Origin of the sequence: Roseburia sp. OF03-24 (assembly GCF_003463035.1) — a bacterium.
Classification (GTDB): Bacteria; Bacillota; Clostridia; order Lachnospirales; family Lachnospiraceae; genus Roseburia; species Roseburia rectibacter.
This window is the reverse complement of the sequence record NZ_QSCK01000017.1, coordinates 1-25,970: the sequence shown is the minus strand read 5'-3', so window position 1 is coordinate 25,970 and position 25,970 is coordinate 1. Positions and strand designations below refer to the sequence as shown.

The following is a 25,970-nucleotide window of genomic DNA, read 5'->3' as shown; positions in this document are numbered from 1 at the left end:
ATTATCAGAAAGGCCGGATATGAGAGAAAAAACATACAGTTTCACGATAGAAGAGATCCCGATCATTGTGACGAAAAAACGCATGAAAAATATGTATCTGCGTATCAGTAAAGAGGATGGCAGTGTGCGCATTTCGGCGCCGCATCAGATGAGCGACGAGCGGATTTACCGTTTTGCAAAGGAGCGGATCGACTGGATCCGGGTTTACAGGGAAAAATATCTGCGTGCGAAAGAGGGACGCAGGGAGGTAAGACAATTAAGCGAAGCGGAATTAAAACAGCAGAAACTGCTTTTGAAAAGAGACGTGGAAAAATTGATTGCAAAATGGGAACCCGTCATGGGCGTAAAGGCATCCGGTGTTACGATACGCCAGATGAAAACACGCTGGGGTTCCTGCAATGTGAGAACACACCACATCAATATCAATCTCGCACTGGCGAAAAAGCCGCCGGAGTGTCTGGAGTATGTGGTTGTGCATGAACTGACACATATTTTAGAACCGAGTCATAATGCCGTGTTCTGGGGCTATATGACACAGTTTTATCCGAATTGGAAGCGTGTCAGAAAATATCTGAATGATGAAGTACCGGAATAAATGTTATACAAACTGATTTTGGGTTTCGTCATATTCGTAATCGATCATTTTTAATTTTTCAGTGATCGCATCGGCATCTGCATGAAATGCGGCAACAAGCTCAGAAAAAGACGGATAATTGTCGCGGAGCTGTGTATTGACGAAACTTAAAAGCATAGCAGGATCGTTTGGAAGATTTTGATATTCAGTCATAATAAACCTCGTTTCTTCTATATTATGGTAAACGGTTTGCCCGTGTAGTGGGTTGCCCATGATTACCGCAGATATGCGGTCTTTTCTGTGAACGGTTTCTATGCTAAAATAACATGGGAACGCAAAAAATGCAAGGAGACGATAACAGCATGGAACAAAAGATTGACAAAGAAGTGTTTGATAAATTTTTTACGGAGAGTTACTGCCCGGTTGACTATACAACGGTAAAGGAAGAGTTCGAACAGATCGCATCGGTGGGAAATGATATTTTTACCGGAAGTTATGAGGCAAGAAATTTAAACCGCGAGAATTTCATCCTATACCTGACCAGTGAGGCGTATTGTGATTTTGAGGCTGCCGTGCAGGAGGCGATGGATGATCTGAACCCGGAGATCTTAGATGCAGTTATGGATGTGACGGAAAACACACCGGACGGAGACGAGATCACTGAGAAATACTGGGATACCCAGCGCACACTTTTGAAAGAATTTTTAGAACAGCTTTATGACGAAGTGATCTCAACGTGGAGATAATGTTCTGCGGAAGAGTCGGAAGTGAAAGATAAGCAGCAGACAGGATATGGAAAATACGGCAATAAGAATTGGAGGATGTTATGGCGAGCTGTGACAGTTGTGTATACAATGTATACGATGAAGATGATGAGGAATATTACTGCGAAGTGGACATGGACGAGGATGATGCTGCGCGCCTGATGCAGGGACATTATAAAGAGTGTCCGTACTACCAGCTGGATGATGAGTATGCGGTGGTAAGGCATCAGATGTAATGTTACAGACAGATAATAAGCAAAAAGAATGGAGAAATATATGAGTTTGGGCAATATAAAAAAGAAGAAAAGATTACTGGCGTTATTGTTATGTACGACACTGGCGGGGGCGTCTTTTATGACGGGATGTGGCAGCAAAGCGGATGAAAACGGATCTGCCCAGGTGTCTGCTGAAGAGAAAAATGTCACAGAAATACAAGGGCAGGGAGAACAGACTGCAACAGAGCAGATCCTGACAGAAGCGACAGAAACTGCACAGACAAAAACACAGGAAACAGAGCAGACGGAAGAAACAGAGCCGGCAGAACTGGCACCAACGGAGACCCGGGAAACAGAAGAAATCATTACAACAGAGGTGATTAAGGGAGAAGCAGATTCGGAGCAGGAGAGTGCATCATCACAGACTGCGGACACAGAGCAGTCTGCTGAGGCTGGAAATCCCCAGACTGGCACAGAGCAGTCTGCTGAGATGGAAAACACGCAGACAGATACAGCCCAGACAAACATTTCCGGTAATCTCGTTGTGATCGACGCCGGACATCAGGCAAAAGGAAATAACGAAAAAGAGCCGATCGGGCCAGGCGCATCTGAGACAAAAGCGAAAGTTGCTTCCGGTACAACAGGTGTGGCGAGCGGGCTTGCGGAATACGAACTGACACTTCAGGTATCTTTAAAGCTGCAGCAGGAACTTACGGCGCGCGGCTATCAGGTGTTGATGATCCGGACGACCAATGATGTCAATATCAGTAATTCCGAGCGTGCGGCAGTTGCCAATAATAATCATGCGGCAGCGTTTATCCGAATCCATGCAAATGGAAGCACCAATGCAGCAGCAAACGGTGCGATGACGATCTGCCCGACGGCGGCAAATCCATATTGTTCAAATATTTATCAAAATTCGAGAAAACTTTCTGACTGCATTATTAACTCCATGTGTGTGGCAACCGGGGCAAAGAGCGAAGGCGTCTGGGAGACAGACACGATGAGCGGTATCAACTGGTGCCAGGTTCCGGTTACGATCGTTGAGATGGGGTATATGACCAATGCAGAGGAAGATCTTAAGATGGCAACCGACGATTACCAGCAGAAGATCGCATCAGGAATCGCAGATGGTGTAGATGCTTATTTTGGAAAATAAAATGAGGAATGTGTACGGGTCACATGGATGTGTGAACAGTTGTAGAATGGTTACAAGATCTTAAGATAATAAAAAAGAAAAGCTGACTGCCGGAATGACCGGTAAGCCAGCTTTTCTTTTTCATGTGTCAAATTTATTTCATACTGTTTTTTACAGCAGCTTCTACAAATCCTTTGAATAACGGATGCGGACGGTTCGGTCTGGATTTGAACTCCGGATGTGCCTGTGTTGCAAGGAACCACGGATGATCCGGAATCTCGATCATTTCTACGATTCTTCCATCCGGGGAAGTACCACAGAGTTTCATGCCGCCTTCGGTAAGTGCTGCACGGAAATCGTTGTTAACCTCGTAACGATGACGATGTCTTTCGTGAATTTCCTCGGAACCGTAAAGCTCGCGGGCTTTAGATGTTGGATCTAATACACATGGATAAGAACCAAGTCTTAAAGTACCGCCGATATCTTCCACACCATTCTGATCCGGCATCAGTGCGATGACAGGATGTGTGGTGTTCGGATCAAGCTCAACGCTGTGTGCATCATGGAAGCCACAGACATGTCTTGCAAATTCAATGATGGCTACCTGCATACCAAGGCAGAGACCAAGGTATGGAACATTGTTTTCACGGGCATACTTTGCAGCGGAGATCATACCTTCAACACCGCGGGAACCAAATCCTCCCGGAACAATGATGCCTGCCATATCGCCAAGCAGCTCTTTGGCATTGTCGTCATTTAAAGTTTCAGAATCGATCCAGTGAAGATCAATGGTAGCGCGCTCAGCGATACCGCCGTGTTTTAATGCCTCTACTACGGAGATATATGCATCATGCAGAGCGATATATTTTCCGACTAAAGCGATCTTTACTTCTTTGTTCGGATGACGCAGGGCGTCTACCATGGATTCCCAGTCTTTTAAATCGGGTTCCGGGCAGTCTAAATGCAGAGCCTTACATGCAACCTTGGCAAGATTTTCTTTTTCCATGGCAAGAGGTGCTTCGTAAAGGTACTCAACATCAAGATTCTGCAGTACATTGCCGTTTGGAACATTACAGAACAGGGCAATCTTGTCTTTTAAACTCTGGTCAAGTTCATGTTCGGAACGGCAGACGATGATATCCGGCTGGATACCCATTCCCTGAAGTTCTTTTACACTTGCCTGTGTCGGTTTCGTCTTAAGTTCACCGGAAGCCTTGATATAAGGGATCAGTGTCACATGGATCAGGATCGCATTTTCGTGTCCGACCTCATGCTGGAACTGACGGATCGCCTCTAAGAAAGGCTGGCTTTCGATATCTCCTACGGTACCACCAACCTCGATGATCGCGATATGTGTTTCATCGGAAGTGAAATTGCGGTAAAAACGGCTCTTGATCTCATTTGTAATATGCGGAATAACCTGAACGGTACCTCCACCGAAATCACCGCGGCGCTCTTTCTGGAGCACAGACCAGTAAACTTTACCGGTGGTCACGTTGGAATTTTTTGTTAAACTTTCATCGATAAAACGTTCATAATGTCCCAAGTCCAAGTCTGTTTCTGCACCGTCATCGGTAACGAAGACTTCACCATGCTGGATCGGGTTCATGGTTCCGGGATCGATATTGATATACGGATCGAATTTCTGCATGGTTACTTTGTATCCACGTGCTTTTAATAATCTTCCAAGGGAAGCTGCCGTGATACCTTTACCAAGACCGGAAACGACACCGCCGGTGACAAAGACATATTTTACAGGCATAGGGTTTTCCTCCTCATAATTATAGTAAATTAAAAAAATTTCACGTATTTAATAACCCATATAGTATACAACTAAGTTTACGCAAAATCCAGCAAAACTTAAAAAAGATAAAAGTGAATTTAGAAATAATTTAGAAATCACACCAAAAGTTCATGAACTGCGTATTGCTTTTGCGTTTGGTTTTCAATATAATAAAGAAGATATTGACGAATATCAGATAAAATCCAGATGTGGCATAGGCCGCAGATGTTTGGAAAGGATAGATTATGGATAATCAGGGACCAAATAATTACAATAATGGAAATAACAATTACAACAATAACGGCGGCAATGGCGGTGGAAATAATGGCGGTAACGGCGGCAGGGACAACCATAACGGACAGCTCATCATGGCATTTGTCCTGGTTTCCCTCATCGTGTTGTTTATCATGAGCATGGTGTCAAACCGTTTTTCACAGATGAGCACTCAGGAGATCTCTTATTCGGAATTTTTAGAAAAAGTAGAGGCAGGAGAAGTCAAATCCGTAGAGATCGGTTCTTACGAGATCGATATCACGCCGGTCACAAAGGATAAGAGTCCTTATCAGCCGACTTATTACTGCGGACGTGTGGCAGATGAAGATCTGATCCCGCTTTTGAAAGAAAAAGGTGTGGAGATCTATGGAGTGATTCCGGATAACACTTCCACCTGGATCTACAGCATTTTAAGTTATCTGATCCCATTAGTACTGATCTGGGTACTGCTCGGCTTTTTAATGAAACGTATGGGCGGCGGTGCTATGGGTGTTGGCAAGAGCAATGCCAAAGTTTATGTCGAGAAGCAGACAGGTGTTACCTTTAAAGATGTAGCAGGACAGGATGAAGCGAAAGAGTCCTTACAGGAAGTTGTTGATTTCCTGCACAATCCGAAGAAATATTCAGAGATCGGTGCAAAGCTGCCGAAAGGTGCGCTTTTAGTAGGACCTCCTGGTACTGGTAAAACATTGCTTGCAAAAGCGGTGGCAGGTGAGGCGAAGGTTCCGTTCTTCTCACTGGCAGGATCGGATTTCGTGGAGATGTTTGTCGGTGTCGGAGCTTCCCGTGTGCGTGACCTGTTTAAAGAAGCACAGAAACAGGCACCGTGTATCATTTTCATCGATGAGATCGATGCGATCGGTAAGAGCCGTGATACCCGTTACGGCGGCAATGATGAGCGTGAGCAGACGTTAAACCAGTTACTGGCAGAGATGGATGGTTTCGATACATCGAAGGGACTTCTGATCTTAGCAGCGACAAACCGTCCGGAGGTACTTGATAAGGCGCTGCTTCGGCCGGGACGTTTTGACCGTCGTATTATCGTAGATAAACCTGACTTAAAAGGACGTTTAGAGACATTAAAAGTCCATTCCAAAGATGTTATGATGGATGAGACCGTAGATCTTGATGCACTTGCACTGGCAACGGCCGGACTCGTAGGATCTGATCTTGCAAATATGATCAACGAGGCTGCGATCAATGCTGTTAAAAATGGAAGAAAGTTTGTCAATCAGGCGGATTTATTTGATGCATTTGAGCTTGTTGCAGTCGGAGGAAAAGAGAAAAAAGACCGTATCATGAGTGACAAGGAGCGCAAGATCGTATCTTATCATGAAGTAGGACATGCGATGGTAACGGCATTGCAGAAAAATACCGAGCCGGTACAGAAGATCACGATCGTGCCGCGTACCATGGGTGCACTTGGATATACCTTACAGACTCCGGAAGAAGAGAAATATTTACAGACCAAAGATGAACTGCTTGCAAAGATCACGACTTATATGGCAGGCCGTGCAGCAGAGATGCTTGTATTTGGTTCTGCGACCAGCGGTGCCGCCAACGATATCGAGAGTGCGACCTCGATCGCAAGAGCTATGGTCACACAGTACGGTATGTCTGATAAATTTGGCATGATGTGTCTTGCAACAGTTGAAAACCAGTACTTAGATAACCGTGCAGGATTGATCTGCGGTGAGGAGACGGCTGCACAGATCGATCAGGAAGTACTGTCCATTATCAACAGCAGTTATGATGAAGCATACCGCATGCTTGAAGAAAACAGGGAGGTTCTCGACAAGATCTCAGAATATCTCTACGAGCATGAGACGATCACCGGAAAAGAATTCATGAAGATTTTCCGCGAGTTAAAAGGAATCCCGGAGCCGGAAGAAGAGGAGAAAAAAACATTCTTCGAACAGGCAGAGGATGCTAAAAATGCGTTAGAGCAGGCGAAAACAGAAGAACATGCAAAAACGGAAGGACAGACAGAAATAAAAAAGCAGGCAGAAGCAGAAACTTCACGTGCAGCGGAAGATCAGAATACTGTATCCTTGGAAAAGGGCAGTTTTATTGATCAGGTCGTAGACGATCAGACAGCAGCACATGAGGAACACCAGAAATAACGCAGCAGAGGCTTCGCTGAAGAAGTATCAGAAATAAAAGCTGAAAAATAAGATAAATATCAGCAGGATAAGTATAAACAGAACGATCAGAGCAGGAATGAGGTTTCATGTTTAACATCGCAGAAGAATTAAAAAAACTCCCGGATCAGCCGGGAGTTTATATTATGCACGACAGCCACGATGCGATCATATATATTGGAAAGGCTGTCAGCTTACGAAAGAGAGTACACCAGTATTTTCAGCCGAGTCATGATGAGGGGATCAAAAAGGCGCAGATGGTAAAACAGATCGCACGTTTCGAGTATATTATTACAGACTCGGAATTAGAGGCACTTGTCTTAGAGTGCAATCTGATCAAGGAGCATTGTCCAAAATACAATACCATGCTGCGTGATGATAAAACATATCCCTATATCCGGGTAACGGTTGGCGAGGATTTTCCAAGGGTACTTTTTTCACGTCAGCAGAAAAAAGATAAGTCCAGATATTTTGGACCATATACCAGTGCAGGGGCGGTAAAGGATACGATCGAACTGATCAATAAACTTTACCAGCTCCGCACCTGCAGCCGTGTTCTGCCAAGAGATATCGGCAAGGAGCGTCCGTGTCTGAACTATCACATCCACCAGTGTCAGGCGCCGTGCCAGGGATATATCAGTAAAGAAGAGTATCGGGAAAGAGTCGATGCTGCCGTTGAATTTTTAAATGGAAATTATGCGCCGATCTTAAAATCATTAGAACAGAAAATGAATGAGGCATCCGAAAATCTGGAGTTTGAGAAGGCAATCGAATACCGGGAACTTTTAGGCAGTGTGCGTCAGATCGCGCAGAAGCAGAAGATCACGCATACAGATGGAGAGGATAAAGATATCATCGCACTTGCGTCGGATGACAGGGATGCAGTGGTTCAGGTATTTTTCATCCGCGATGGAAAGCTGATCGGCAGGGATCATTTTTATGTCAGAGTCGGAACAGAAGATACCAAAAGCCAGATCTTAACAACCTTTTTAAAACAGTTTTATTCAGGGACACCGTTTATCCCAAGAGAGATCATGCTGCCGGAGGAGATCGAGGATCACGAGGTCCTAGCTGAGTGGCTGGGTGAAAAACGTGGTGCAAAGGTTTATATCCGTGTTCCGCAGAAGGGCATGAAGGAGAAGTTAGTCGAGCTGGCACAGAAAAATGCAGAACTGGTTCTTTCGCAGGATCGTGAGAAAATCAAACGCGAGGAGGGAAGAACCATCGGTGCAATGAAAGAAATCGAACATCTTCTGGGGATGGAAGGTCTTTCGCGTGTCGAGGCATACGATATTTCAAACATTAATGGTTTTGAGACAGTTGGTTCCATGATCGTTTATGAGAAAGGAAAGCCAAAGCGTAGTGATTACCGTAAATTTAAGTTAAAAACGATCACAGGACCGGATGATTATGCGTCGATGCATGAGGTGCTGACCAGACGTTTTACGCACGGCATGCAGGAGAAAAAAGATCTTGCTGAACGTGAAATAGCGGAAGAATATGGAAGTTTTACAAGATTTCCGGACCTTATCATGATGGATGGCGGACGTGGGCAGGTCAATATTGCGCTTAAAGTACTCGATGAGCTGAAGATAAATATTCCGGTCTGTGGTATGGTAAAAGATGATAATCACCGTACCCGCGGGTTATACTATCAGAATAAGGAAATACCGATCGAGCGGACGAGTGAGGGATTTAAACTGATCACAAGAATCCAGGACGAGGCACACCGGTTTGCGATCGAATATCACAGATCCCTGCGAAGCAAAGAACAGGTACACTCTGTGCTTGACGATATTCCGGGAATCGGGCCTGCGCGGAGAAAAGCGTTGATGCGCCGCTTTCAGTCGCTTGAAGCAATCCGGGAGGCATCGGAGGAAGAACTTGCAAAGACAGAGTCGATGAACGAGCAGGCGGCGCAGGCGGTTTATCAGTTTTTCCACGAGTATTCAAGTTGAAGAATTTTAGCGTCTATGGTAAAATGGCGTCAGAATAGTTACGAAAAAATGCTTAGGAGAGGACAAAGGATATGGAAGGCGTTGGAGTAGCAAAGATCGCACAGATCATGGATTTATGTAATTTTCTGCCGGATATGGAATTAAAGGGACATCGCATTATGATCAGTGATGTGAACAGACCGGCATTACAGCTCAGTGGATATTTTAAACATTTTGAACAGTCCAGGGTTCAGATCATCGGTACTGTAGAGTACACATATCTGCAGCAGTTAGATGAAAAAAAACGTGAAAAGATCTATCGTGAATTTATGGGATATGATATCCCTTGTGTCATTTTCTGCAGGGATTTACAGCCGGATGAATCATTCTTAAAGATTGCAGAGGAGAAGAACATCCCGGTGCTTGGCACAAAACGCAGTACTTCTGAGTTTATGGCAGAACTTATCTACTGCCTGAATGAACAGCTTGCACCGTGTATCACGATCCATGGAGTTTTAGTAGATGTCTATGGTGAGGGACTTCTGATCATGGGCGAGAGCGGTATCGGAAAGAGCGAAGCAGCCCTTGAGCTGATCAAGAGAGGACACCGTCTTGTAACAGATGATGTGGTAGAGATCCGCAAGATCAATGAGCACACGCTGATCGGAACATCACCGGATATCACACGTTATTTTATTGAACTCCGCGGTATCGGGATCATCGATGTAAAGACACTGTTTGGTGTAGAATGTGTAAAGGAAAAACAGCAGATCGACCTCGTCATCAAGTTAGAGGACTGGAAGAAAGAAAATGAGTATGACCGTCTCGGCTTAGAGGAAGAATATACAGAGTTCCTTGGCAACAAGGTAGTGTGTCATTCCCTGCCGATCCGTCCGGGACGTAACCTTGCCGTCATCTGTGAGGCGGCGGCTGTCAACCACAGACAGAAAAAGATGGGATACAATGCGGCACAGGAGCTTTACCGTCGTGTGCAGGAGAATCTCACCAAAAAATCTTCGGATGATGATGAATAATAAAAGTCCGGAGTTAAAAAGAATAGCATAAATGGAGGCATAATCAGTCATGGAAAGAAAAAACGCATGGGAGAAATACCCGGAAGGCAAAAAAAGAAAAGAGGTATTTCAGTTTGCAGAAGATTACAGAAAGTTTATTTCGGAATGCAAAACAGAGCGTGAGTGTACCACAGAGTTTGCAAAAAGAGCTGAGGAAGCTGGATTTGTAAATCTGGATAAAGTATTGGAAAAAGGAACAAAATTAAAAGCCGGAGACCGTGTATATGCAAACAACATGGGAAAAGGAATCGCCATGTTTGTGATCGGAAAGAAGAGCATGGAAGAAGGAATGAACATTCTCGGAGCACATATCGATTCCCCACGTATGGATTTAAAACAGGACCCGTTATATGAGGATACAGATTTTGCAATGTTAGATACCCATTATTATGGAGGTATCAAAAAATACCAGTGGGTAACACTTCCACTTGCATTGCACGGCGTGATCGTCAAAAAAGACGGAACTGTTGTGAAAGTCAATGTCGGAGATAAACCTGGTGACCCGGTATTTGGCGTCAGCGATCTTTTAATTCACTTATCAGGAGAGCAGCTTGAGAAAAAGGCTGCAAAGGTGATCGAGGGAGAGAACCTTGATCTTATCATTGGAAGTATTCCTGCAGAGGAAACAGGCGATGACAAGGAAGCTGCAAAAGAAAAAGTAAAAGCAAATATCATGAAGATCCTTGCAAAGGAATATGATATAGAGGAAGAAGATTTCTTATCAGCAGAGATCGAGGTTGTTCCGGCAGGAGAGGCAAGAGATTACGGTTTTGACCGTAGCATCATTATGGGATATGGTCATGATGACAGAGTATGTGCATACCCGTCCTTTATGGCAATGCTTGCAATGAAAAAACCGGAGATCACGAGTGTCTGTCTGCTTGTAGATAAAGAGGAGATCGGCAGTGTCGGTGCAAGCGGCATGCAGTCACGTTTCTTTGAAAATACGGTTGCAGAGGTTATGAATGCAGCAGAGGATTATTCAGAATTAAAATTAAGACGCGCCCTGAAAAATTCCAAAGTACTTTCATCCGATGTGTCCGCAGCATTTGATCCGAATTATCCGTCTGTTATGACAAAACGCAATGCAGCATACTTTGGAAGAGGACTTGTATTTAATAAATATACCGGTGCAAGAGGAAAATCCGGTTCAAATGATGCAAATGCAGAGTATGTCGGATATTTAAGAAATATCATGGATAATAATAATGTATCATTCCAGACAGCAGAGCTTGGAAAAGTAGACCAGGGAGGCGGCGGAACGATCGCATACATTCTGGCAAATTACGGAATGAGTGTTATCGACAGTGGTGTTGCAGTATTAAATATGCATGCTCCATGGGAACTTATCAGCAAAGTAGACTTATATGAAGCATATAACGGTTATGTTGCATTCTTAAAAGAAGCGTAAAACCATAGAATTGAGGAAAGCATGAATCAGCAGTTTTTGACAGAACTTAAAGCAGTCACAGCAGAAAACAGAATATTTACGGATGAACCGATGAAAAAACATACGACATTCCGTGTGGGTGGTCCGGCAGATGTTTTAATACAGCCTAAGAGAGCAGAACTGGCATCCGTTATCCGTCTGTGCAGAGAGTATGATATCCCGTATCAGGTCATCGGAAACGGAAGCAATCTTTTAGTGGGCGACCGTGGAATCAGAGGTGCTGTGATCGAGATGCTGTCAAAAAAAGATGAGATTTGTGTGGAAGATGACTGCATCACTGTGGGAGCAGGAATGTTGTTGTCAAAGACAGCAAACTGTGCGGCAGAGCATGGTCTGACCGGCATGGAATTTGCAGCCGGGATTCCGGGCAGCATCGGTGGTGCTGTTGTCATGAATGCGGGCGCTTACGGCGGTGAGATGAAGGATATCTTAACCGCTGTGACCGTCTTAGATAAAGATGGCAATGAGAAAAAACTTACGGTAGAAGAACTTGAACTTGGCTACCGGACAAGCTGTATTTTAAAAAAAGGTTATATTGTAACAGAAGCAAAGATGAAACTTTTGCATGGAGAGGAAAAAGAGATCCGTGCCCGCATGGATGAGTTAAAGAAACAGAGGGTGGAAAAACAGCCGCTTGAGTTTCCAAGTGCAGGAAGTACTTTTAAAAGACCGGAAGGATATTTTGCGGGAAAACTCATCATGGATGCAGGGTTAAGAGGTTATCAGGTGGGAGATGCGCAGGTGTCAGAAAAACACTGTGGATTTGTCATCAACCGGGGAAATGCTACGGCAGCGGATGTAAGGACCCTGATGCAGAATGTTTCAGATATTGTAGAAGAAAAGTTTGACGTCAGGTTAGAACCGGAAGTCAAGATGACCGGTGAATTTTAAACAGGCTTTAGATGCGCGGGAAACGCTCTGGAATGGAGAATAGTGTGAAAAATAAGATTTTTCACACGCAAGATTTGTGCTTACGCACAAACTTGAGATGCGCAAAAAGCAGCGCAAGAATGGAGAATAAGATGAAGTTCGTAATTTTAACAGGAATGTCGGGAGCAGGAAAAAGTACAGCGATAAAGATGATGGAAGATATAGGGTTTTATTGCGTTGATAATCTTCCTATTCCGCTACTGGAAAAGTTTGTAGAACTTACAACATTACAGAGTGCGGAATTACAGAAAGTTGCGGTCGGCATTGATATACGAAGCGGTCAGTCATTTGATGAGCTGCATAGTGTGTTAGACCGGATGAAAGAAAATGGCGTTGAATATGAGATCCTGTTTTTGGATGCCGAGGATTCTGTCCTGGTAAAACGATATAAAGAAACGAGAAGAAACCATCCGTTATCCGGCGGCGAGCGTGTGGATAAGGGAATTGAAGAGGAAAGAAAGCGTCTGGCGTTTTTAAAAGAGCGTGCAGATTATATTATAGATACAAGCCAGCTTTTGACGAGAGAGTTAAAAGCCGAGTTGGACAAAATATTTATACAGAATCAGGATTATAAGAATTTATTTATCACGATTCTGTCGTTTGGATTCAAATATGGAATACCGGTCGATTCCGATCTGGTATTTGATGTCCGTTTTCTCCCAAACCCATATTATGTGGAGGGATTGCGGGCAAAGACCGGAAATGATAAAGAAATTCAGGATTATGTCATGCAGTTTCAGGAGGCAAATGTCTTTCTTGACAAACTCGAAGATATGCTGGAATTTCTGATCCCGAATTACATTACGGAGGGCAAGAACCAGCTTGTGATCTCCATCGGATGTACCGGGGGAAAACACCGGTCTGTTACACTGGCGAATGAATTATACAAACGTTTGTCGGGAAGAAAAGGTTATGGACTTAAAATCGAGCATCGGGATATTGGCAAAGATGCTTTAAGGGGAAAATAAAGAATGTCTTTTTCAAGTGAAGTGAAACAGGAGCTGGCAAAGCAGAGTGGAAAGAGCAGACATTGCCAGATCGCAGAACTTGCAGCGCTGGTTGCTTTTGAAGGAAAACGTCAGCGGCTGATCGGGGATGCAGGTGATGTGTTAGATTCGGAAAATCCGCTTTTGCAGGAAAAATATGGACTGTTACTGACTCAGTTGTTCCAGATTAATATAGAGGAAATAGATACACTGTCAGCCGAACGTGTCCTTGAGACGATCAAAATGTGGAACCAGTCTTTTGGAGGGGCACAGATCACTGATACGGTAAATGGAATTTTGCTGCAGCAGACCTGCTGCAGGCGGGCATTTATCCGGGGAGCATTTTTAGCGGGTGGATCGATCAGTGATCCGAATAAATCTTACCATTTTGAAATTGTCTGCAGAGGTATCGAACAGGCAAAACAGCTTCAGGATACGATCAACAGTTTTGATATGGAAGCAAAGATCGTGGTGCGAAAAAAACATCAGGTCGTATATTTAAAAGAGGGTGCGCAGATCGTGGATATGTTAAATATTATGGAAGCGCATGTGGCATTGATGAATCTTGAGAATGTGCGGATATTAAAAGAAATGAGAAACTCCGTTAACCGCAAGGTAAATTGTGAGACGGCAAATATCAGCAAAACTGTTACAGCAGCAGTAAAACAGCTTGGCGATATTGAATATATTAAGCAGAATGCAGGTTTAGACAGTCTGCCGGAAAACTTAAAAGAAATGGCATTGCTGCGGTTAGAGTACCCGGATACACCACTTAAGGAACTGGGAACTTACCTTGATCCGCCTGTCGGAAAATCAGGAGTGAACCACAGGCTGCGCAGGATCAGTGAGATTGCAGATGAGCTGCGTGGGAAAGAACCGTGTGAAAAATAATATTTTCACATACGAACTTGACATGCTCTTAGAATTGAGAACAGAGCAAACAGGAATGGAGGATATCATGAAAAAGAGTGTAGTGGTAAATATGCAAAACGACATGGAAGCAAGACCGATCGCACTTTTAGTGCAGAAGGCAAATCAGTTTTCAAGCCGGATCTATATGGAATCTGCTGACAACAAGAGAGTGAATGTCAAAAGCATTATGGGAATGATGAACATGGCTCTTTTAAATGGTGAAGAAGTTGTGATCGATGCTGAGGGCGAGGATGAACAGGAAGCAATCGCAGCAATCGAGGAATTTCTGACAAAATAACAGGACAGGTGTAGGAAACTTATGGAAGAAAAGAAAACACTATTATTTATTTTCAATCCATTTTCTGGAAAAGCGCAGATTAAAAACCAGCTTATGGATATCGTGGATACCATGGTGAAGGCAGGGTATGAGGTAACAATTTATCCGACACAGGCACCGGAAGATGCGATACATAAAGTGGAAACAGATGCAGAAAAATATGATCTTGTTGTATGCAGCGGAGGAGACGGTACGCTTGATGAAGTGGTAAGTGGTATCATGCATAAAGGACTTACTGTACCGTTAGGATATATTCCGGCGGGAAGCACCAATGATTTTGCAACTTCACTTGGAATTCCAAAGGATATGGTAAAGGCAGCAGATGCAGCAGTGAATGGAAGAGCATTTCCGTGTGATATCGGTGCATTTAACAATGATTATTTTGTCTATGTGGCAGCTTTCGGACTTTTTACGGAGGTCTCTTATAAGACAAGCCAGGAATGGAAAAATGTACTTGGACATGCAGCATATATTCTGGAAGGAATGCGCAGTCTGCATGATATCCCATCGTTTACCATGCAGGTTGAGTATAATAATGTGCGTATCCAGGATGAATTTATCTATGGAATGATCAGCAATTCCACATCGGTGGGTGGATTTAAGGGAATGACCGGAAAAGATGTGCGCTTAGACGATGGCGTGTTTGAGGTTACCCTGATCAAAAAACCACGCAATCCGATTGAACTCAACGAAATTATCGCATCTCTGATCAATCTTGTGGATGACACAGATATGATTTATTCATTTAAATCTAATGAAGTAAAGTTCCTTGTAAGAGAGGAAGTTCCGTGGACGTTAGACGGCGAATTTGGCGGGGCACACGAAGAAGTTGTCGTAAAAAATATCTGCCGTGCTGTTGATATTATGGTTCCGGGAAACAAATGATTAAGATTGTTATAAATTTAACTTTATTTTTTGAAAGAAGTAATATATAATACCCATAGGGTAAAAATATTAATTTTATGGAGGAATAAGACATGTTAGTATCTGCAAAAGAAATGTTAGACAAAGCAAAAGCTGGTCACTATGCAGTTGGTCAGTTCAACATTAATAACCTGGAGTGGACAAAATCTGTTCTGCTTACAGCAGAGGAGTTAAGATCCCCGGTTATCTTAGGCGTTTCTGAAGGCGCTGGAAAATATATGACAGGTTTCGGTACTGTAGCAGCTATGGTAAAAGCTATGCATGATGAGTTAGGAATCACAGTTCCTGTTGCATTACACTTAGATCATGGTACCTACGAAGGATGCTATAAATGTATCAAAGCAGGATTCACATCCATCATGTTCGACGGATCTCATTACCCAATCGATGAGAACGTTGAGAAAACCAAAGAGCTCGTATCCGTTGCCCATGCAATGGGAATGTCTATCGAGGCAGAAGTTGGTTCTATCGGTGGGGAGGAAGATGGCGTTGTAGGTATGGGTGAATGTGCTGATCCGGAAGAGTGCAAGAGAGTTGCAGATCTTGGCGTGGACATGCTTGCAGCAGGTATCGGTAACATCCATGGTAAATATCCGGCAAACTGGAAAGGATTAAGCTTCGAGACTCTTGATTCTATCCAGAAATTAACAGGCCAGATGCCGTTAGTACTTCACGGAGGTACAGGTATTCCGGAAGACATGATCAAGAAAGCAATCTCCCTTGGAGTAGCTAAGATCAACGTTAACACAGAGTGCCAGTTATCTTTCGCAGATGCTACACGTAAATATATCGAAGCTGGTAAAGATTTAGAGGGTAAAGGATTTGATCCTCGTAAATTATTAGCTCCGGGTGCAGAAGCAATCAAAGCTACTGTAAAAGAGAAAATGGAACTGTTCGGTTCTGTTGGCAAAGCTGAATAATATTGTCGCACAGACGGAAGTCCACTTTCCATAATGTTATATTTAACAAAGATTTCAGACTTTACATGAATTTATTGTTCAATATAGCAAAATGATAAAAAAGTGAAATTTTTCTCTTGCATTTTGGAGAGAAAAGTATTATCTTAAATTCAACAAAACAAATGTGAGAGATGAACAAGGGCGTTCCAAATAGCTTGGAATGCCCTTTTTTTATAAGAAATTGTCGCACAATTTTTTATAAAAGCCATATAGAAGAAATTTCTTACTGACATTCATCCACTTTCAAGGTACAATAAGAAATGAGGGTTTAAGATCTCTTACATTTGTTCAAAAAAGCAGGGAATAGTCTCAGGGGATTAGACCGGTGAAGAAGAAAGGATGTAGAACATGAGCGAAACAGGATACTTAAATGTAGCAGAGATTTTTGGCGAGAACGTATTCAATGATGCAGTTATGCAGGAACGCCTGCCAAAGAAAGTTTACAAGAAGTTAAAGGAAGTAATTCAGGAAGGTCGCGAGTTAGACCTTGAAACAGCAGATGTTGTTGCACATGAGATGAAAGAATGGGCAATCGAAAAAGGTGCAACACATTATACTCACTGGTTCCAGCCACTGACCGGAGTAACAGCAGAGAAACATGATTCATTCATCACAGCACCGATGGAGAACGGCAAGGTATTAATGAGCTTTTCCGGTAAAGAGCTGATCAAAGGTGAGCCGGATGCATCTTCTTTTCCATCCGGTGGTTTGAGAGCTACATTCGAGGCAAGAGGATATACAGCCTGGGATTGTACCTCACCGGCATTCGTAAGACAGGATGCAGCAGGCGCAACACTTTGTATCCCAACAGCTTTCTGTTCTTACACAGGAGAAGCACTCGATCAGAAAACACCGCTTCTTCGTTCTATGGAAGCTATCAATGAGCAGGCATTACGTCTTGTAAGATTATTCGGTAATACGACATCAAAGAGAGTTACTCCTTCTGTTGGACCGGAGCAGGAGTACTTTATCGTAGACAGACAGAAATATTTACAGAGAAAAGACCTTATCTTTACCGGTCGTACTTTATTCGGTGCAATGCCTCCAAAAGGTCAGGAGATGGACGATCATTACTTCGGTGCGATTCGTGAGAGAATCGCAGCATTCATGAAGGATGTAAACGAGGAACTCTGGAAACTGGGTGTCAGTGCAAAAACACAGCACAATGAAGTTGCTCCTGCACAGCATGAGTTAGCGCCAATCTACGCACAGGCAAATATCGCAGTAGACCACAACCAGTTAATTATGGAAACTTTAAAGAAAGTAGCTGGACGTCATGGCTTACAGTGCCTGCTTCATGAAAAACCATTTGCAGGAGTCAATGGTTCCGGTAAACATAACAACTGGTCAATTACAACGGATGATGGAATCAACCTGTTAGAGCCAGGTAAGACACCACACGAGAATGTACAGTTCTTATTAGTACTTACCTGTATCTTAAAAGCAGTTGACAAACATGCAGATCTTTTAAGAGAATCCGCAGCAGATGTCGGAAACGACCACAGATTAGGAGCAAACGAGGCACCGCCAGCAATCGTTTCCGTATACTTAGGAGAGCAGCTTCAGGATGTATTATCACAGCTGATCAGCACAGGCGAAGCTACACACAGTCTTGCTGGACAGAAATTAGAGACAGGTGTTAAGACACTTCCTGATTTTATGAAAGATGCGACAGACCGTAACAGAACATCACCGTTTGCATTTACCGGTAATAAATTTGAATTCCGTATGGTAGGTTCCCAGGATTCTATCGCTCAGCCGAACGTTGTATTAAATACAATCGTTGCAGAGGCATTTTCAGAGGCATGTGATGTTCTTGAAAAAGCAGATGATTTTGATATGGCAGTACATGATCTGATCAAAGAATATGCAACAGAGCATCAGAGAATCGTATTCAACGGAAACGGTTATTCCGATGAGTGGGTAGCAGAAGCTGAGAGACGCGGACTTCCAAATATCCGTTCCATGGTAGATGCGATCCCTGCATTAAATACAGAGAAATCTGTGAAATTATTTGAAAAATTCAAAGTATTTACAAAGGCAGAGTTAGACTCCCGTGTTGAAATCGAGTATGAGACATACTCAAAAGAGATTAACATCGAGGCAAGAGCTGCAATTGATATCGCAACCAAGCAGATCATTCCGGCTGTTATCAAATACACAACCGTACTTGCGGAGTCTATCACTTCCGTAAAAGCAGCATGTGGTGCAGATATCAGCGCACAGACAGAGATCCTGACACAGGTTTCCTCTTTACTGGCTGATTCCAAGAAGGCACTGGCAAAATTACAGGTAGTAACGGAAAAAGCTGCAGAGATGGAAGAAGGCAGAGATCAGGCTGTATACTATAGAGATGAAGTTAAGACAGCAATGGATGAGTTAAGAGCACCGATTGATAAACTTGAGATGTTAGTAGACAAATCCATGTGGCCAATGCCATCTTATGGTGATCTGTTATTCGAGGTATAAAGATTTTCCGACAATAACGGCAGATATGTAAAAATTAGATTTTGTGTGGAAGTGGCAGTAGAAAAATCGCTGCCACTACCGCAGAAATCTGCAAAACAAGGAGAAAAATCCTCTGCTCCTGCAAAGGCAGTCGCATTTTTCTTCGAAAAACAAGGAGGAAAATACTCTGCTCGCCAATGGGCTCGCATTTTCCTTCGGAAAACAAGGAGGAAAATCCTCTGCTCCTGCAAAGGCAGTCGCATTTTCCTTCGGAAAACAAGGAGGAAAATCCTCTGCTCCTGCAAAGGCAGTCGCATTTTGCTCCGCAAAACAAGGAGGATTGGGATGAAGAAGTTAGAGATTATTATCAAACCTGAAAAATTAGAGGATCTTAAGGCTTTGCTTGACAGTGAAGAAGTAAATGGTCTTAATATTGTAAACAGCATGGGTTACGGTAATCAGAAAGGTATTATCAAAAATTACCGTGGTGCAGAGTATGCAGTCAATCTGTTACCGAAAATAAAAGTGGAGACAGTCGTGGCAGATGAGGTCGCTCCAAAGCTGATCGACAAGATCGTTGAGCAGATCAATACCGGTCATATCGGTGATGGTAAAATTTTTATGTATGAGGTAGAAGATGCGATCCGTATCAGAACAGGTGAGCGTGGTGTAGACGCACTGTAAGAGGCTTTGTGGATGAAATGAGGAGTCATCTGCGAAATCAGGGAACGGATCAGGAATAAAATATTATGAAAAAAATTGAATCAGGAAGAAATTATTATCAAAGGAGATAATTGTGACACAAGTGTGGATTGGTGTCGTGATTATCTTTTTTTATTTCTTCGGAAAACAAGGAGGAAAATCCTCTGCTCTTGCAAAGGCAGTCGCATTTTGCTCCGCAAAACAAGGAGGATTTGATTATGGATATGAGTGTATGGTACCTTATGGGTGCAGCGTTAGTTTTTTTTATGCAATGTGGATTTGCTATGGTTGAGGCTGGTTTTACCAGATCAAAGAATGTTGGTAATATTACGATGAAGAACCTGATGGATTTTTGTATCGGCACAGTTGCTTTTTATCTGTTGGGTTATAACCTCTTATGTGGTGATGGTAAGTTTTTTGGCTGGGGATTAAATCCATTTGCTCATTTTGGAGAGACTGACTGGTCGGGATTTGTATTTAACCTGGTATTCTGCGCAACAGCAGCAACGATCGTTTCCGGCGCAATGGCAGAGCGTACCAAATTTATTACATATTGTATTTACAGTTTTATCATCAGCTTATGTGTTTACCCGATCGAAGCTCACTGGGTATGGGGCGGAACACCATGGCTTACTGATCTTGGATTTACAGATTTTGCAGGTTCTGCATGTATCCATATGGTAGGTGGTATCACAGCTTTCATCGGTGCAGCAATGTTAGGACCTCGTATCGGAAAATATGACAAAAACGGAAAACCAAGACCAATTCTTGGACATAATATTTTGATCGGTGCACTTGGCGTATTCATTCTCTGGTTTGGATGGTATGGATTTAACGGCGCAGCAGCAACAGACACCATGCAGTTATCACAGATTTTTGCAACAACGACAGTTGCTCCTGCAGTGGCAACCTGTACAGCAATGATCTATACATGGATCAGAAATGGCAAACCGGATGTTTCCATGTCATTAAACGGATCTCTTGCAGGTCTTGTAGCAGTTACTGCCGGCTGTGCAAATGTAGATGTTATCGGTTCTTTCGTCATCGGCGCAGTAGCAGGTGTGCTTGTCTGTGTAGCAGTATACTTTGTTGAGGATAAATTAAAAGTAGATGACCCGGTTGGTGCAGTTGCAGTTCATGGCTGCAATGGTATCTGGGGAACGATCGCAGTAGGACTTTTTGATTATAAAGATGGTCTGTTCTACGGTGGTGGTGTACATCATCTTCTGATCCAGTTACTTGGTATCCTTTGTATTGCAGGATGGACGATCGTTACGATGGGAATCGTATTTACAGTCTTAAAGAAAACAATCGGTCTTCGTGTTTCTGCACAGGAAGAAATCGAAGGACTTGATTCTACAGAACATGGATTAGAGTCTGGTTATCCGGATTTTGTATCGAGAGAGTTACATTAATATGCACTAATCTAATTTGATTAGATTGGTGAAATCTAATCCCCTTAGTTAGTATATACATCAACAGTGAAAACCCCGAAGGTGACTTCGGGGTTTTTGCTGTTTGTGCAGGGAAATCATTGTCGAATCGACGATAAGCCTGCATTCTTTATTATGAAAATATATTTTCAGTTACTGAATGGGTGCATCTCCGATATTCCATCCACCATCGCCGCTGGTGTTGTTAGATGCATCATTGCCGGAGGAACCATCTGTAGAAGCATTGCCGCCGGTGTTATCTGCGGGAGCATTGCCGGTATTTTCTGCAGGTGGTTGTGTCTGCTGCGTATTATCGGCAGGAGCCTGTGTTCCCCCGGAAGTATCATTATTTACTCCAGGGACCGCGGAGAAAGCGGAAGTTCCCTGGTAGGTGGAGTTGCCTTCATTGTGCAGGGTACAGGTATTATTCTTAAAATCATCCGTCAGAAGATATGGAGTATCTTCCGTTCCGACAGTTCCGCCAATAACGAATACCCGTGAGGAAATAGAATCTGTCGGGCAGTAACCACTGGCAAGCTGACCGGAAGCGTTACAGATATTTGCAACAATATGATGGTCACAATATTCCGTAGGCTGTGTACCCTCTGCAAAATATTCCGTGTATACACGGCTGCCGCGGGGATCTGCATCACAGACACCGGCAATTGCCAGTTTTCCGGACTCCTTGCAGACCTGAGCTGTAACGATACCGGATGGTTTTGTGAAATCCTGATATTCCAGATTTTCATGGATACGGCTCATAACTGCTTTCCAGATCTTTTTCGGGTAGGTAGTCTGACCACCGGACTGTGGTGAGTTATCGTCAAATCCACCCCATACGACACAGGTATAATATGGTGTAAAGCCGGCAAAAAGCGCATCGCGGTTTTTGGTTGTTGTACCGGATTTACCTGCCTGTGCCATTGAACTTCCGAAATAAGCCGGAGTACCGGTTCCCTGAGTCATAACATCCTTCATGGCATCGGTTAAAAGCCATGCAGTTGTTTCTTTTAAAACAGTATGGGAGATTGGTTCGGTATTATCGATCAATACATTTCCATCATGATCTAAAATTTTGGTGTAGAATTTTGGCTTAATGTAAGTTCCACTGTTCGCAATCGTTGCATAAGCAGCCGTAAGCTCTAAGTTGGTAACACCATGTGTCAGACCGCCGAGTGCTAAGGTTTCATTGGAACTTTCATCTAAACCGACGGTTGTGATGCCAAAATCACAGATATAATCATATCCGAGAGACGGCCCGATTTGTGCTAAGGTTTTTACGGTAACAACATTGATAGAGTCTGTAATGGCTTCGCGCAGTGTTGTGAAACCGCGATAGCGATTATCATAGTTGTTGACGGCACCACCTTGTCCACTGCCGTAATTATATGGCGCATCGTCCTGAACAGATGCAAGTGTCAGACCGCCGGCATCAAGTGCCGGTGCATATGCAGCAATGATCTTAAATGTAGATCCAGGCTGCCTTGTGGTGTCTGCTGCACGGTTTAAAGTCTTGTTGGCGGTTTTGTCTCCGCGGCCGCCGACCAAAGCCTTGACATTTCCGGTGCTCTGATCGATGATCGTAAGAGCTGCCTGTGGCTGAAGTGTGTAGGTAACTGTTTCACTTCCGTTTACGATCGTATCACCGTCTTTCATGATGTCAGTTTTATACTGCTCGATTGCAGCAGCAGCATCTTCTTCCGAGTTAAAATTGATCGTAAAGCTCTTGTTTGAAGACTGATAGTAGGAAAGCATCGTCTGTTCACTGTAATTTGATATGGAACCGTCGGCAGAGCGAACAGATAAACGATAGGAAAACGATACTTTTGGAGCAGTCGGGTAATTGTCCAGATTATTTACTTCATCATCACAGATCGCCTGAATTTCCGGATCCTGTGTGGAGTAGATCGTAAGTCCACCCTGATAAAGTGCTTTGTAAGCCTGTGTCTCAGTGTAACCTTTCTGTTCTACCAGATCCTGAATGACCTGATCAGTCAGTTCATCAACAAAATATGAGTTGATACTGTTGGTTTCGGATTCGATGTTGACAAGCTGGATACGGTCATAAACGTTATCTGCAACAGCTTCATCGTATTCGTCCTGGGTAATATAACCCTGATCTTTCATATTATTAAGTACTTTCATGCGGCGCTTGGCATTTTCCTGTGGGTTGGTAATAGGGTTGTATTTGGAAGGATTCTGCGTAATAGCTGCTAAAACGGCACATTCCGATAAGGTAAGATCAGAAACATCCTTGCCAAAATAACGTTCCGAGGCAACACCGACACCTAAAGTATTTTGTCCGAGGTTGATTGCATTTAGATAATTTTCTAATATCCAGTCTTTATCCACTACTTTTTCCAGCTGCAGGGCGAGGTATTGCTCCTGAAACTTTCGCTCGAATTTGTCTGCCATGGAGGATTCGCTTGTCCAACTGGTAAAGACGGTATTTTTCAAAAGCTGCTGTGTGATGGTACTGGCACCTTCTGAAAAATGAAAACCGGATGCAACACCTTTTACTCCGGCACGGATGATACCTGTTACATCAATACCATTGTGCTCATAAAAACGCTCGTCTTCAATGGCAACAAATGCATACTGCAGATTTTTTGGTATCTCATCAATCGTAACGGCACGCCGGTTAGATCCCGATGCCACTAATGTAGCAGTCTGATTGCCGTTTGCATCTAAAACCGTGGATAAGAAACCGGTAGGAGTAGCGACGATATCATCAATTGTTGGAGCGGAGGCAATGATTCCCCGAATGATTCCAACACCGGAACATACTCCGATCACCATGAAGGCAAATACACATATAAGCAGCGACTTACAAAAAATCACGTAAAATTTTTTGCGAATCATGGTACTTTTGGAAATCAGTTCTTTTTCGCGCTTTTGCGTACTTTTCTTTCCATAATTCATTTTAGGTCTCCTTTTTGTAATAAAAATAAGCTATGAAATTACAATACTATTTATAGTCAGAACGAACCATCATCATATTATAGCAAAGAAACGTGTCAGAATAAAGGAAAAACTGAAAATACAGGCTTTCTTCATTTATTTTTAAGAATTGAATTTCGAAAAAAAACATGATACCATAGGAACACGCAAAGAATGTGAGAGGTTGATTTACCTATTTATATATAGAAATATTTGATTCATTAAAATGACAGAAAACAGTCTGAAAGATGAGTGACAGGAGGGACAGGCATGAAAACAGTATATGCCGGTGGAGAGGCAGAGATTATAGAAAAAAAATCAAGGTTTATTGCAACAGTGCGTCCTGTCTCATCCGAAGAAGAAGCAACCGCATTTATTGCAGAAATGAAAAAAAAATACTGGGATGCCAGACATAACTGTTCTGCTTTTGTAATTGGAGACAGACAGGAGTTGAGCCGTTGTTCAGATGATGGGGAACCTGCACAGACAGCAGGCAGACCGATGCTTGATGTATTATTGAAAGAAGATATCCACAATGTGGCTGTTGTGGTTACGAGATATTTTGGTGGAGTGCTCCTTGGAACGGGCGGACTTGTGCGTGCATATCAGAAATCTGTTCAGGAAGGACTTGCAGCAAGTGTCATTATTGATAAAAAAGAAGGACGCAGACTTTCCGTAGGGACGGATTATACCGGACTTGGAAAATTACAGTATCTGATTGCACAAAATGGGCTGACACTTATTGATACCGTTTATACCGAAAAAGTGGAGCTGCTTTTGATGGTTCCATCCGGGATGCAGGAACAGACAGAGAAAGAAATTATCGAGGCAACCAATGGAAAGGCTGATCTTTCCTGGGGAGAGATGGTGTTATATGCGATGGTCGGAGAAAAATTGCAACTTTTTTAAAAATTTAAAATTTTTTTCAAAAAAACAGTTGACAAAAATATTATACTCATATATAATAGCTATTGTTGACGGCGCGAAACGCTAGAGACAAGATAAAGGGCTATCGCCAAACGGTAAGGCAACGGACTCTGACTCCGTCATTTCAAGGTTCGAATCCTTGTAGCCCTGCTAACAAGACCTCAGCAGTGAGACTGCTGAGGTTATTTTTTTGCCCGGAGAGACGCAGAATTGTGCGGCTTTCCAGGCTTTTTTGTCTGGATGAATCAGCAAAAGCTGGGATCAAAGGGAAAATGCTCTGCAGGAACGGAGTACGGCAATTTCCTGCAAAATAAGAGGAAATTTGAATGGATAGGTCAATTCATAGGTCAATCGAAAATGCCGGGAAACATTGATTTTACTGGTGCGAGGGATATGGAAAGGGCAGCGCAAATGCATCAAGTGATGTGGATTTATTGGTCGACAGTGGACTAAAAGGTTTAAAGTTTGTTGGATTGATTGAGGCATTGCGGGCGGCATTAGATAGGAAAATGGATGTTTTTGATGTTTCTCACGTGGAGAAGGGAACGGAAATTGACCATGAGATCGCAGAAACCGGGGTAAAGATTTATGAAAAATGATGTTATTAGAAATTAAATAGGTTAATTGCAATATCATAAATTAATTTTGTAAGTGAACCCTGCCAGTGATGAAGATGCTGTCAGGGTTATTTTTAATTCATAGGAAAATACGTCCCATGAATCAAAAAGCCCTCCGGGCAGGATGTGCAATCTCGCGGAAAAGAAGTTAGTTGTAAACAGCACCGCTAGAGCGTGAAAGAGAAGCTGTGTTATTTAGTCAGGCTGCTGTTTCTTAAAACATATTCTGAAACCGCATCTCGTGGAATTTTCCATATTCTTCCGATTCTAAATGCATGGATCTGATTGGTGTTTAACAGATGGTATGCAGTATTTTTTCCAATTGCGAGCATGTCGCAGAGATCATCAATGGTTATTAAACCATCGTAGCTGTTGAACATGATTATAAAAATCCTTCCTTTATTATTGTATTACATTTATGTTTGAAAATTATTTTTTATTTTTTGCAAACAAATAAGTAATCCTGAATTATTCACGGAACAGTATCTGAACTGATAACTGTACCAT

The 25,970-nt window shown here is 43.0% G+C and carries 23 protein-coding genes and 1 tRNA gene; 20 read left to right on the top strand and 4 right to left on the bottom strand.

Annotated features, from left to right (window positions below):
* Nucleotides 1-19 precede the first annotated feature (19 nt).
* Complete coding sequence (locus DXA60_RS10135) at nucleotides 20-595, top strand: M48 family metallopeptidase (RefSeq protein ID WP_243006838.1); 576 nt, start codon at nucleotides 20-22, stop codon at nucleotides 593-595.
* A gap of 3 nt (nucleotides 596-598) precedes the next feature.
* Here DXA60_RS10135 and DXA60_RS10130 read toward each other — a convergent pair whose 3' ends face one another.
* On the bottom strand, nucleotides 599-787 hold the full coding sequence (locus DXA60_RS10130) for a DUF4250 domain-containing protein (protein WP_015521422.1): 189 nt from the start codon (nucleotides 785-787) through the stop codon (nucleotides 599-601).
* Between the two features lie 149 nt (nucleotides 788-936).
* On the opposite strand from DXA60_RS10130, the gene DXA60_RS10125 reads away from it, so the two are divergent.
* The 3 genes from DXA60_RS10125 (at nucleotide 937) to DXA60_RS10120 (ending at nucleotide 2,712) form a co-directional block, all read left to right on the top strand.
* Entirely contained in the window at nucleotides 937-1,320 is a 384-nt protein-coding gene (locus DXA60_RS10125; RefSeq protein WP_015560933.1) for a hypothetical protein, read from the top strand.
* 80 nt (nucleotides 1,321-1,400) lie between these two features.
* Nucleotides 1,401-1,574, top strand: a complete 174-nt coding sequence (locus tag DXA60_RS18870) for a DUF6472 family protein (RefSeq protein WP_015521421.1) — start codon at nucleotides 1,401-1,403, stop codon at nucleotides 1,572-1,574.
* Between the two features lie 40 nt (nucleotides 1,575-1,614).
* On the top strand, nucleotides 1,615-2,712 hold the full coding sequence (locus tag DXA60_RS10120; RefSeq protein WP_243006837.1) for an N-acetylmuramoyl-L-alanine amidase: 1,098 nt from the start codon (nucleotides 1,615-1,617) through the stop codon (nucleotides 2,710-2,712).
* Between the two features lie 133 nt (nucleotides 2,713-2,845).
* Here DXA60_RS10120 and DXA60_RS10115 read toward each other — a convergent pair whose 3' ends face one another.
* Nucleotides 2,846-4,453: a CTP synthase gene (locus tag DXA60_RS10115; RefSeq protein ID WP_117921123.1), complete on the bottom strand. Its 1,608-nt coding sequence runs from the start codon at nucleotides 4,451-4,453 to the stop codon at nucleotides 2,846-2,848.
* Between the two features lie 266 nt (nucleotides 4,454-4,719).
* Between DXA60_RS10115 and ftsH the strand changes: the two genes are divergently transcribed.
* The 13 genes from ftsH to DXA60_RS10040 all read left to right on the top strand — a co-directional run bounded on the left by ftsH (nucleotide 4,720) and on the right by DXA60_RS10040 (nucleotide 20,961).
* Nucleotides 4,720-6,870, top strand: a complete 2,151-nt coding sequence (gene ftsH / locus DXA60_RS10110; RefSeq protein ID WP_117921122.1) for an ATP-dependent zinc metalloprotease FtsH — start codon at nucleotides 4,720-4,722, stop codon at nucleotides 6,868-6,870.
* Between the two features lie 107 nt (nucleotides 6,871-6,977).
* Entirely contained in the window at nucleotides 6,978-8,846 is a 1,869-nt protein-coding gene (gene uvrC, locus DXA60_RS10105; RefSeq protein ID WP_117921121.1) for an excinuclease ABC subunit UvrC, read from the top strand.
* Between the two features lie 71 nt (nucleotides 8,847-8,917).
* Nucleotides 8,918-9,859: an HPr(Ser) kinase/phosphatase gene (gene hprK, locus DXA60_RS10100; RefSeq protein WP_117921120.1), complete on the top strand. Its 942-nt coding sequence runs from the start codon at nucleotides 8,918-8,920 to the stop codon at nucleotides 9,857-9,859.
* A 49-nt stretch (nucleotides 9,860-9,908) separates the two neighbouring features.
* Nucleotides 9,909-11,309: an aminopeptidase gene (locus DXA60_RS10095; RefSeq protein ID WP_117921119.1), complete on the top strand. Its 1,401-nt coding sequence runs from the start codon at nucleotides 9,909-9,911 to the stop codon at nucleotides 11,307-11,309.
* Nucleotides 11,310-11,330: 21 nt separating this feature from the next.
* Complete coding sequence (gene murB, locus DXA60_RS10090) at nucleotides 11,331-12,239, top strand: UDP-N-acetylmuramate dehydrogenase (protein ID WP_117921118.1); 909 nt, start codon at nucleotides 11,331-11,333, stop codon at nucleotides 12,237-12,239.
* Nucleotides 12,240-12,370: 131 nt separating this feature from the next.
* The gene (gene rapZ / locus DXA60_RS10085; RefSeq protein ID WP_117921117.1) at nucleotides 12,371-13,246 is read left to right on the top strand and encodes an RNase adapter RapZ; all 876 of its coding nucleotides are present in this window, start codon (nucleotides 12,371-12,373) and stop codon (nucleotides 13,244-13,246) included.
* 3 nt (nucleotides 13,247-13,249) lie between these two features.
* A complete protein-coding gene (gene whiA / locus DXA60_RS10080) occupies nucleotides 13,250-14,155 on the top strand; it encodes a DNA-binding protein WhiA (protein ID WP_117921116.1) in 906 nt (301 codons plus the stop codon).
* 67 nt (nucleotides 14,156-14,222) lie between these two features.
* Complete coding sequence (locus DXA60_RS10075; RefSeq protein WP_182384829.1) at nucleotides 14,223-14,474, top strand: HPr family phosphocarrier protein; 252 nt, start codon at nucleotides 14,223-14,225, stop codon at nucleotides 14,472-14,474.
* Nucleotides 14,475-14,495: 21 nt separating this feature from the next.
* Nucleotides 14,496-15,398, top strand: coding sequence for a diacylglycerol/lipid kinase family protein (locus DXA60_RS10070; RefSeq protein WP_117921115.1), 903 nt, complete (start codon nucleotides 14,496-14,498; stop codon nucleotides 15,396-15,398).
* Between the two features lie 92 nt (nucleotides 15,399-15,490).
* On the top strand, nucleotides 15,491-16,357 hold the full coding sequence (fba, locus tag DXA60_RS10065) for a class II fructose-1,6-bisphosphate aldolase (RefSeq protein ID WP_006855227.1): 867 nt from the start codon (nucleotides 15,491-15,493) through the stop codon (nucleotides 16,355-16,357).
* A gap of 387 nt (nucleotides 16,358-16,744) precedes the next feature.
* Nucleotides 16,745-18,865, top strand: a complete 2,121-nt coding sequence (locus DXA60_RS10060) for a glutamine synthetase III family protein (RefSeq protein ID WP_117921114.1) — start codon at nucleotides 16,745-16,747, stop codon at nucleotides 18,863-18,865.
* 324 nt (nucleotides 18,866-19,189) lie between these two features.
* Nucleotides 19,190-19,528: a P-II family nitrogen regulator gene (locus DXA60_RS10050; protein ID WP_117921112.1), complete on the top strand. Its 339-nt coding sequence runs from the start codon at nucleotides 19,190-19,192 to the stop codon at nucleotides 19,526-19,528.
* A gap of 236 nt (nucleotides 19,529-19,764) precedes the next feature.
* Nucleotides 19,765-20,961: an ammonium transporter gene (locus DXA60_RS10040; RefSeq protein ID WP_117921110.1), complete on the top strand. Its 1,197-nt coding sequence runs from the start codon at nucleotides 19,765-19,767 to the stop codon at nucleotides 20,959-20,961.
* Between the two features lie 171 nt (nucleotides 20,962-21,132).
* Here the strand turns inward: DXA60_RS10040 and DXA60_RS10035 are convergent, their stop codons facing one another.
* On the bottom strand, nucleotides 21,133-23,901 hold the full coding sequence (locus tag DXA60_RS10035) for a transglycosylase domain-containing protein (protein ID WP_243006836.1): 2,769 nt from the start codon (nucleotides 23,899-23,901) through the stop codon (nucleotides 21,133-21,135).
* 288 nt (nucleotides 23,902-24,189) lie between these two features.
* Between DXA60_RS10035 and DXA60_RS10030 the strand changes: the two genes are divergently transcribed.
* The 3 genes from DXA60_RS10030 (at nucleotide 24,190) to DXA60_RS18665 (ending at nucleotide 25,445) form a co-directional block, all read left to right on the top strand.
* Nucleotides 24,190-24,828, top strand: coding sequence for a YigZ family protein (locus tag DXA60_RS10030; protein ID WP_117921109.1), 639 nt, complete (start codon nucleotides 24,190-24,192; stop codon nucleotides 24,826-24,828).
* A gap of 96 nt (nucleotides 24,829-24,924) precedes the next feature.
* Nucleotides 24,925-24,996 (top strand) — tRNA-Gln (locus DXA60_RS10025).
* A gap of 275 nt (nucleotides 24,997-25,271) precedes the next feature.
* Complete coding sequence (locus DXA60_RS18665; RefSeq protein ID WP_158570870.1) at nucleotides 25,272-25,445, top strand: hypothetical protein; 174 nt, start codon at nucleotides 25,272-25,274, stop codon at nucleotides 25,443-25,445.
* Nucleotides 25,446-25,654: 209 nt separating this feature from the next.
* On the opposite strand, the gene DXA60_RS19770 is transcribed toward DXA60_RS18665, so the two are convergent.
* Nucleotides 25,655-25,843: a helix-turn-helix domain-containing protein gene (locus DXA60_RS19770; protein WP_117921107.1), complete on the bottom strand. Its 189-nt coding sequence runs from the start codon at nucleotides 25,841-25,843 to the stop codon at nucleotides 25,655-25,657.
* Between the last annotated feature and the right edge of the window lie 127 nt (nucleotides 25,844-25,970).

Excerpts from the sequence above, each read along its gene's own strand:
- DXA60_RS10135 (WP_243006838.1), top strand. The coding sequence starts at position 20 with ATGAGAGAAAAAACATACAGTTTCACGATAGAAGAGATCCCGATCATT.
- DXA60_RS10130 (WP_015521422.1), bottom strand. The coding sequence starts at position 787 with ATGACTGAATATCAAAATCTTCCAAACGATCCTGCTATGCTTTTAAGT.
- DXA60_RS10125 (WP_015560933.1), top strand. The coding sequence starts at position 937 with ATGGAACAAAAGATTGACAAAGAAGTGTTTGATAAATTTTTTACGGAG.
- DXA60_RS18870 (WP_015521421.1), top strand. The coding sequence starts at position 1,401 with ATGGCGAGCTGTGACAGTTGTGTATACAATGTATACGATGAAGATGAT.
- DXA60_RS10120 (WP_243006837.1), top strand. The coding sequence starts at position 1,615 with ATGAGTTTGGGCAATATAAAAAAGAAGAAAAGATTACTGGCGTTATTG.
- DXA60_RS10115 (WP_117921123.1), bottom strand. The coding sequence starts at position 4,453 with ATGCCTGTAAAATATGTCTTTGTCACCGGCGGTGTCGTTTCCGGTCTT.
- ftsH (WP_117921122.1), top strand. The coding sequence starts at position 4,720 with ATGGATAATCAGGGACCAAATAATTACAATAATGGAAATAACAATTAC.
- uvrC (WP_117921121.1), top strand. The coding sequence starts at position 6,978 with ATGTTTAACATCGCAGAAGAATTAAAAAAACTCCCGGATCAGCCGGGA.
- hprK (WP_117921120.1), top strand. The coding sequence starts at position 8,918 with ATGGAAGGCGTTGGAGTAGCAAAGATCGCACAGATCATGGATTTATGT.
- DXA60_RS10095 (WP_117921119.1), top strand. The coding sequence starts at position 9,909 with ATGGAAAGAAAAAACGCATGGGAGAAATACCCGGAAGGCAAAAAAAGA.
- murB (WP_117921118.1), top strand. The coding sequence starts at position 11,331 with ATGAATCAGCAGTTTTTGACAGAACTTAAAGCAGTCACAGCAGAAAAC.
- rapZ (WP_117921117.1), top strand. The coding sequence starts at position 12,371 with ATGAAGTTCGTAATTTTAACAGGAATGTCGGGAGCAGGAAAAAGTACA.
- whiA (WP_117921116.1), top strand. The coding sequence starts at position 13,250 with ATGTCTTTTTCAAGTGAAGTGAAACAGGAGCTGGCAAAGCAGAGTGGA.
- DXA60_RS10075 (WP_182384829.1), top strand. The coding sequence starts at position 14,223 with ATGAAAAAGAGTGTAGTGGTAAATATGCAAAACGACATGGAAGCAAGA.
- DXA60_RS10070 (WP_117921115.1), top strand. The coding sequence starts at position 14,496 with ATGGAAGAAAAGAAAACACTATTATTTATTTTCAATCCATTTTCTGGA.
- fba (WP_006855227.1), top strand. The coding sequence starts at position 15,491 with ATGTTAGTATCTGCAAAAGAAATGTTAGACAAAGCAAAAGCTGGTCAC.
- DXA60_RS10060 (WP_117921114.1), top strand. The coding sequence starts at position 16,745 with ATGAGCGAAACAGGATACTTAAATGTAGCAGAGATTTTTGGCGAGAAC.
- DXA60_RS10050 (WP_117921112.1), top strand. The coding sequence starts at position 19,190 with ATGAAGAAGTTAGAGATTATTATCAAACCTGAAAAATTAGAGGATCTT.
- DXA60_RS10040 (WP_117921110.1), top strand. The coding sequence starts at position 19,765 with ATGGATATGAGTGTATGGTACCTTATGGGTGCAGCGTTAGTTTTTTTT.
- DXA60_RS10035 (WP_243006836.1), bottom strand. The coding sequence starts at position 23,901 with ATGAATTATGGAAAGAAAAGTACGCAAAAGCGCGAAAAAGAACTGATT.
- DXA60_RS10030 (WP_117921109.1), top strand. The coding sequence starts at position 24,190 with ATGAAAACAGTATATGCCGGTGGAGAGGCAGAGATTATAGAAAAAAAA.
- DXA60_RS19770 (WP_117921107.1), bottom strand. The coding sequence starts at position 25,843 with ATGTTCAACAGCTACGATGGTTTAATAACCATTGATGATCTCTGCGAC.